We start from the raw sequence: 6,559 nt of genomic DNA on the forward strand, positions 1-6,559 counted from the left end.
GAGCTGAGAGGCTCTCTTTTTTATTGTGTAGGAAATGCAAGTGACTGAAAAAAATAAAAAAGGGCTTGTTCTGATATATAGTAAGTAATAGGAAAGTAATTGTAGAGTGGAAAAAATGCCTTAAAAATGTTATAATATAAGTAATTTATTTGTAATTGTTAGGAGAATTAAGATGGCAATAAAAAATCAAGATTATATTAAAAATTTAATCAGAGAGTTGATTTCTTTACCATATGAAACAGAATGGGTTGAATTTAAACATAATAATTATGAACCTCAGATGATAGGAGAGTATATTTCCGCTCTTGGAAATGCTGCGACTTTATGTGGAAGACCTAAAGCCTATTTGATTTGGGGTGTTGATGATAGCACACATAAAATTTTAGGAACTACATTTGATTATAGGAATAGTAAAAAAGGTTCAGAAGAACTAGAAGCATGGCTATCTCGAATGACAAGTCCAAGAATAGATTTCAGATTTTATGAAACAGAAATTGATGATAAAAATGTAACCTTGCTTGAGATTCCATGTGCAGAAAAACAACCTATTAAGTTTTCTAATGAAGAGTATATTAGAATTGGAACAAACAAAAAGAACTTGAAAGAGTTTCCTGATAAAGAGAGAGCTTTATGGAAAGCATTTGATGCAACTCCATTTGAATTAAGAAATGCAAAAGATAATATTTCGTTTAATGAAGTATTAAACTTATTTAATGTGTCAGGATATTATGACAAGGTGGGATTTGCACTACCAGAAAATAAAAATAAGATATTGGATGATTTTACTAATGAAAAATTTATAAGAAAAAATGATGCAGGGAACTATGATATTACTAACTTGGGAGCATTACTTATTTCTAAAGACTTGAATAGCTTTGAGGGTCTATCGCACAAGTCTATAAGAGTAATTTGGTACAAAGAGAACAATAGACTTGACACGATAAGAGAAAAAGTATTTAGTGAAGGATATGCAATAGCATATGATAAAATTGTAGAATATGTGTTGACTATCATTCCACAGGAAGAAATAATTGAAAAATCTATAAGAAAAACAAAGTTTGCTTATCCAGAGATAGCTATACGTGAGCTGATTGCTAACATTATGATTCATCAAGCTATAGAACAAAAAGGTACAAATCCGATGGTTGAATTATTTAAGGATAGAATAGAATTTTCAAATGCTGGTTCTCCGCTAGTTTCAATAGATCGTATTGTAGATACGGTTCCGATTTCAAGGAATGAAAATCTTGCTGGATTCATGCATAAGTGTGGGATTTGTGAAGAAAGAGGCAGTGGCTTTGATAAAGTAATATATGCTACAAGTAAAAATTCTATGCTTGCTCCTAAGATTGAAAATCAAAGTGATAGATTTACAAAAGTAACTTTATATCTGAAGGCTCCATTTGATTTGATAAGTAAAGAAGATAGAATAAGAACTTGTTATATGCAAGCCTGTTTTCTATATGTTAATGGAGAGTGTGTAACAAATAATGCTCTTAGAGATTTATTTGATATAAATGATAAAGATAGGTATAAAGCGTCGAGAATTATTAAAGATACTTTGGAAGCAAAACTTATTAAGCCTGTTGATAAAAATACAGCACCGAGATATATGAAGTATATTCCTTTTTGGGCTTGATTTAACTTGCAGCAAGTTGCATATGTGCGATTATTTGGATAGATTTACGATGTAAACCCAGTGAAATACGGATTTTTATGAAGTCAAAATAGAAAATTTAAGTTGCAGCAAGTTGCAATATGAATTCTCTGACATGGATTTGAGTTTTAAGACCATGATTGATATCGATATGGATGACTACATCAGAAGAACGAGTGCTAAAACCATTAAAAAGACGGTTACCATTCCGAGCTACTTAAATGAGATGGCTAAAGAATATGGCGTTAATTTTTCAAAGGTCTTGACTGAAGGCTTGAAGAAGGAATTGAATATTAAATAAGTAAGAGGGCGTTTGGCTCTCTTTTTTGACTAAAAAAGAAGTTCAAGGTGTACTCGAACTTCTTTATGTGTATGAATTTTTTTATTATAATGGCAAATATGCCCAAGCCATCGCTACGATGAGGGCTGGAAGCATGTTGGCGACGCTAACTCTTTTATCAAAAACTAAATTGATGCCGATGCACGCGATTAGTACGGAGCCAACGAGTGAAAGGTAGTCAATTGCAAGGTCTGTCATGTATGGGGCGATGAGTTTAGATAGATAAGTGATACTCATCTGCAAAATGAAGACTGGAACGAAGGAAAATGTCGCTCCCTTACCCATTGACGCGGACATGACGAAGACGACGATGAAGTCCAAAACTGCTTTTAGAGCCAAAGTTGAGTAGTCGCCTGCGATGCCTTCTTGCATGGATCCGACTATTGCCATGGCGCCGATTGAGACGGTTAGTGACGTTGTGACGAAGGCGGCGATAAAGCCTTGATCTGAATCGCTTTTTGTCTTTTTCTTAAGATAGGCACCGAAACGCTCGAAGCCCTCTTCTATGCCGATGATTTCGCCGATTAGCGCGCCTATCGCAAGTGATATCACTAGGAGCATGGTTCTGCCGCTTTTAAGTGTACCCTCTGAGATGCTGAGCATGCCTTGCATTGAGCCTGCAAGTCCTATGAAGAATATGCTAACGCCGGATGATAGTACGAGCGCTTTTTGCACTTTTTTATTTAGTATTTTTGAGAATATCCTTCCCAAGATGCCAGCGGCGATGATGGCTGCACAGTTAATTAATGTGCCTAGACCCATTAGCAAAGCGCTTTCTTTAAAACTTCTCTAAGTGCTTTTGCGTCAGGTGCGTATAAAACTTCATAATTTTTTGGTTTTGCGCCGAAGTAGATGGCTCTCATGCCGCTTGCAAGTGCGCCGAAAACATCTGAGTCGATGTTGTTGCCTATCATAATTGAGTCTTCTGGTCTAACGCCAGCCATTTTCATAGCGCCGAAGAAAAACTTTGTATCGGGTTTACCATAACCAAAGTCGCCTGAAGCGAATACGTGGTCCATAAGCGTGTCAAGACCAAGTGTTTGGGCCTTTCTGTGCTGAATTTCGCTGATGCCATCAGTAATCACACCAAGCTTGTGACCGGCTGATTTTAAGTCTTTTATAAGTTCTAGCATGCCGTCAATTGCTTCTGTGTAGTCGAAACGCCTTTTCAAAAATGCCGTGAAAAATTCTTCTTTTGTAGTTTCGCCCAAAATGTCTTTCACATCGTCATAAACACCATTCTTGAAAAGTTCAAGCCTTTCTTCCTCGTAAGGCTCTTCCATGAGTAGGTAGTCAAGTGGGTCTATGCCAATGGTTTCGTTGTAGGCAAAGTCCATGTGCCTAATCATGCGCGAGCGAAGCGCAGTTCTTATGCGGCCTCTAAACTCGTCCGCGTCCATGTCGATGTGCAAATCCATTTGAGCACGCTCAAAAATTAATAGATTTGTAGTTTTTGTATTTAAAATAGTGTCGTCTAGGTCAAAGAATATCATATATAAACTCCTCTATATATATTATTTATTTTTTATTATCATCTATATTATAGCACAATTTTGAAAAAACTATAACAGCAATATTCATTTATTATAATTTTGCAGAGCATTTTGATGAGATTGGCGTAGTAGAGAATTTTTTGGAGTGAGGTGTGCAAATGCACTCCGCAGCGACAAAAGAATTCGAAACTCGCCAAGATCGCAAAATGAACGCAAAAGAACTTGCCAATAGGCTGTGATTGTGCTATAATTTATATATATAAGGAGGTTTTACTATTACCACGGTATCAATCAATAAAAAATTTTTCTCCTATATAATTCCGTCGCTCTCAGCCATGATCATCTTTAGCCTATATTCAATGGTTGATGGCTTTTTCGTGAGCAAGTACGTCGGCGTCGAGGCTCTAAGCGCGGTTAATCTTTCAATGCCTTTCATCAACATCGTTTTTGCGCTTGGGATAATCGCTGCAGTCGGCTCGCAGACTATGTGCGGCGTTTTTATCGGCAGAAAAAATTACATGAAGGCTAATAAAATTTTTAGCTTCAACATAAAAACTGTAACGATTTTTTCAATAATATTGACAGTGCTTTTTTATTTTAATATGGACACGATTGCGAGACTTTTGGGCGCAACCGAAGAACTGGGGCCTTTGGTCATAGAATACCTAGGTCACATCGTGTATTTTGTGCCATTCTTAATGATTTCATATAATTTCGAAGTTATGGTCAAGGTCGATGGTTTTCCGCGCTTGGCGGTCGCAACGGTCATCACATGCGGTTTAAGTAACGTAATTTTGGACTACGTCTTTGTTGGTCTCATGGGTCATGGCCTTGCAGGTGCAGCAGTTGCAACGGGTATATCGCAAGTAATCTCGACAGTGGTCTACTTAATTCACTTCACAGTTGGTAAATCCAATCTTGAGTTCGTAGAGGTAAAATTCTCTTTTGATACGCTCAAATCCATATTTTCCTTAGGTGTTGGCGATTTCGTTTCAGAGGTTGGCATCGCGATGATAGTTTTATTTTATAATATATTCATAATCAAATTTTTGGGCGAAAAATCCATTGCGACATTCTCTGTCATAAGCTATGTCAATAACCTTGCCCTCACTTGTTTTGCGGGCATAACACAAGGCACTCAGCCGCTTCTAAGCTATTACTATGGTAAAAAAGACTACGATAGTCTCAAAAAGCTATTTCGTCTAGCAACGGCGGCGATATTTGTAACGGGAGTCGTGTTCTTGGCGGCATCACAGCTATTTCCAGAGAGGATATTTAGAATATTTTTGGACGTGGACAAAGAGACACTTAGCTACTCGGTCGAGTCGCTTCGTAAATTCTCGATATCTTTCATGATAACAGGCTTCAATGTACTCATAGCAGCGGTTTGCGTCTCATTCTTAAAGCCAAAGTACTCAGTTACGATCAATATCTTGAGAAGCTTCGTGACCATATATTTGGCGCTTTTCGTCTTGACCATGCTCGAGCCAACGCTAATATGGTTCGCATCAGCACTGTCAGAGGGCGTGACACTAATATTTGCATATTATTTCTATAGAAGATTAAGTCGCGAGAATCAAGAGAAGTATGAATAATTTCTTGATTATGCGAAGCATCAAGGTTCTCGTCCATATGGACGAGAACCTTTGCGCTATGCTGAGATTGGCGTTGTACATCGAAAAGTGTTTTCGTCGCTTGCTGCGTCTACATAAATTGTTAATTTCTAAACTCGCTGTCTTGAAAATTCATATTCGTTGCGCTGCGCTCCACTAGATGAATTTTCGGGCAGACATCTTCGTTAAGAAATTAATGCAATTTATTCCGAAGGCTGCGCTCGTGAAAATCACTTTTCTCACTAAAAGAATTCGAAACTAGCCAAGATCGCTAAGTGAACGAAAAATTTTATTCTTTGGACCACACCTGCCATTTTCTCATCTCATTTCTGCGTAATTCTTTCTCAGTATTATTATCTCTATACTCCTTTAGTTTTCTTATCAAATCCGCTTTGCCCTCAGGGAATTTCGAAAGTAGTGGCAAGGGATTGGTTTTGTGCGTTGCCTTGATGACCGTATTTATCTCAAGATTTTCAAGTATATATATTTCTTCGTTTAAAACTTCTTTTATAGAAAGTCTTGTAAATTCTTTCGCACGAACGAGGTCCTTAAGAGGCGCGCGCTTGAATATTACAGTCGTTACGAAAACTATTTCGAATGGCTTTATCTCGTTTAAAAGTTTTGCAGTTTCAATTCTATGAGGCATAGTCAGCTCTTTACCGCCGAGGCCGAGCATTATGTAGACGGAGTAGCTGATACCAAGCCTTTCAAGCTTTTTGCAGGCCCTTAGGCTATCATTCACGCTATGTCCTTTTTTGTGAAAGTTCAAAACTTCATCCGAGCCGCTCTCAAGACCCAAGCATAGCCTATCCATACCCATAGCTTTAAGCCTAAGCAGCTCCTCATCAGTCTTGCACAGAACGTCACTTGCGCGCGCAAACATCGATATGTACTGGACTTCAAAGTATTTATGTATAAGAGAAAAAACATTTTCAAGGTAAGAAGTTTTTACGCATAAAGGATTACCCTCAAGCAGTGTAAATTTTTTGGGGCTGCGCTTCATTTTATCGTATTTAATTTTTTCATTCCTAAGGTAGTCCTCGATTTCGTCCAGCTTAAAAATGTGAAATTTTTGCCTAAAATTCAGATCGCAGTAGAGGCACTTTTGGTAGGAACAGCCAGATGTCACGGGCACCATCACATTGTGCATCTCGGGCATCGGCGTGTACATGTAGATTGGATAAAAGCCTTCCATTATATATATCACCTCTTGTAATAATATTACCACTAATGTATTTTTATGTCAAAACTCTTTTATATATATTATTCAAGTTTTTATTCACTAACACCATTTTTCTTAGATAAAATGTGATGATTGGGCGAAGTGGACCGACGAGGCAAGCGCAGCGTACTAAGCGTACGTGAGCATTGCTGAGGAAGGAACGAGCTCAAGGGCGCATTTTAGCAAGAAAGCTTAAATATTCCTTAAGAATTCTTAAGGAATATTTAAGAGAAA

6 protein-coding genes are annotated in these 6,559 nt (G+C 37.6%); 3 read left to right on the forward strand and 3 right to left on the reverse strand.

Going from position 1 to position 6,559, the window contains the following annotated elements:
- Positions 1–172: 172 nt before the first annotated feature.
- Together BN30_RS08185 and BN30_RS09470 are read left to right on the forward strand one after the other, a co-directional pair.
- On the forward strand, positions 173–1,639 hold the full coding sequence (locus BN30_RS08185; RefSeq protein ID WP_019215026.1) for an RNA-binding domain-containing protein: 1,467 nt from the start codon (positions 173–175) through the stop codon (positions 1,637–1,639).
- Positions 1,640–1,772: 133 nt separating this feature from the next.
- Positions 1,773–1,958 (forward strand): type II toxin-antitoxin system CcdA family antitoxin, encoded by a 186-nt coding sequence (locus BN30_RS09470; RefSeq protein WP_154648855.1) that lies wholly within the window; start codon positions 1,773–1,775, stop codon positions 1,956–1,958.
- 84 nt (positions 1,959–2,042) lie between these two features.
- Here BN30_RS09470 and BN30_RS08195 read toward each other — a convergent pair whose 3' ends face one another.
- Together BN30_RS08195 and BN30_RS10120 are read right to left on the reverse strand one after the other, a co-directional pair.
- Complete coding sequence (locus BN30_RS08195; protein WP_019215028.1) at positions 2,043–2,759, reverse strand: DUF554 domain-containing protein; 717 nt, start codon at positions 2,757–2,759, stop codon at positions 2,043–2,045.
- Positions 2,759–3,490 (reverse strand): HAD family hydrolase, encoded by a 732-nt coding sequence (locus BN30_RS10120; RefSeq protein ID WP_019215029.1) that lies wholly within the window; start codon positions 3,488–3,490, stop codon positions 2,759–2,761. Before BN30_RS10120 ends, BN30_RS08195 begins: the two co-directional genes overlap by 1 nt.
- A 317-nt stretch (positions 3,491–3,807) precedes the next feature.
- Here BN30_RS10120 and BN30_RS08210 point away from each other — a divergent pair, with 317 nt between their 5' ends.
- Positions 3,808–5,085, forward strand: coding sequence for an MATE family efflux transporter (locus tag BN30_RS08210; protein WP_278244164.1), 1,278 nt, complete (start codon positions 3,808–3,810; stop codon positions 5,083–5,085).
- A 307-nt stretch (positions 5,086–5,392) separates the two neighbouring features.
- Here the strand turns inward: BN30_RS08210 and BN30_RS08215 are convergent, their stop codons facing one another.
- Entirely contained in the window at positions 5,393–6,298 is a 906-nt protein-coding gene (locus BN30_RS08215) for a radical SAM protein (protein ID WP_019215031.1), read from the reverse strand.
- Positions 6,299–6,559: the final 261 nt, after the last annotated feature.

This window comes from Fenollaria massiliensis, assembly GCF_000312505.2.
In the GTDB taxonomy this organism is placed as follows: domain Bacteria; phylum Bacillota; class Clostridia; order Tissierellales; family Peptoniphilaceae; genus Fenollaria; species Fenollaria massiliensis.

What these genes read in the sequence shown, in the direction of transcription:
- BN30_RS09470 (WP_154648855.1), top strand. Translation starts at nt 1,773, where the DNA reads ATGGATTTGAGTTTTAAGACCATGATTGATATCGATATGGATGACTAC.
- BN30_RS08215 (WP_019215031.1), bottom strand. Translation starts at nt 6,298, where the DNA reads ATGGAAGGCTTTTATCCAATCTACATGTACACGCCGATGCCCGAGATG.
- BN30_RS08195 (WP_019215028.1), bottom strand. Translation starts at nt 2,759, where the DNA reads ATGGGTCTAGGCACATTAATTAACTGTGCAGCCATCATCGCCGCTGGC.
- BN30_RS08185 (WP_019215026.1), top strand. Translation starts at nt 173, where the DNA reads ATGGCAATAAAAAATCAAGATTATATTAAAAATTTAATCAGAGAGTTG.
- BN30_RS10120 (WP_019215029.1), bottom strand. Translation starts at nt 3,490, where the DNA reads ATGATATTCTTTGACCTAGACGACACTATTTTAAATACAAAAACTACA.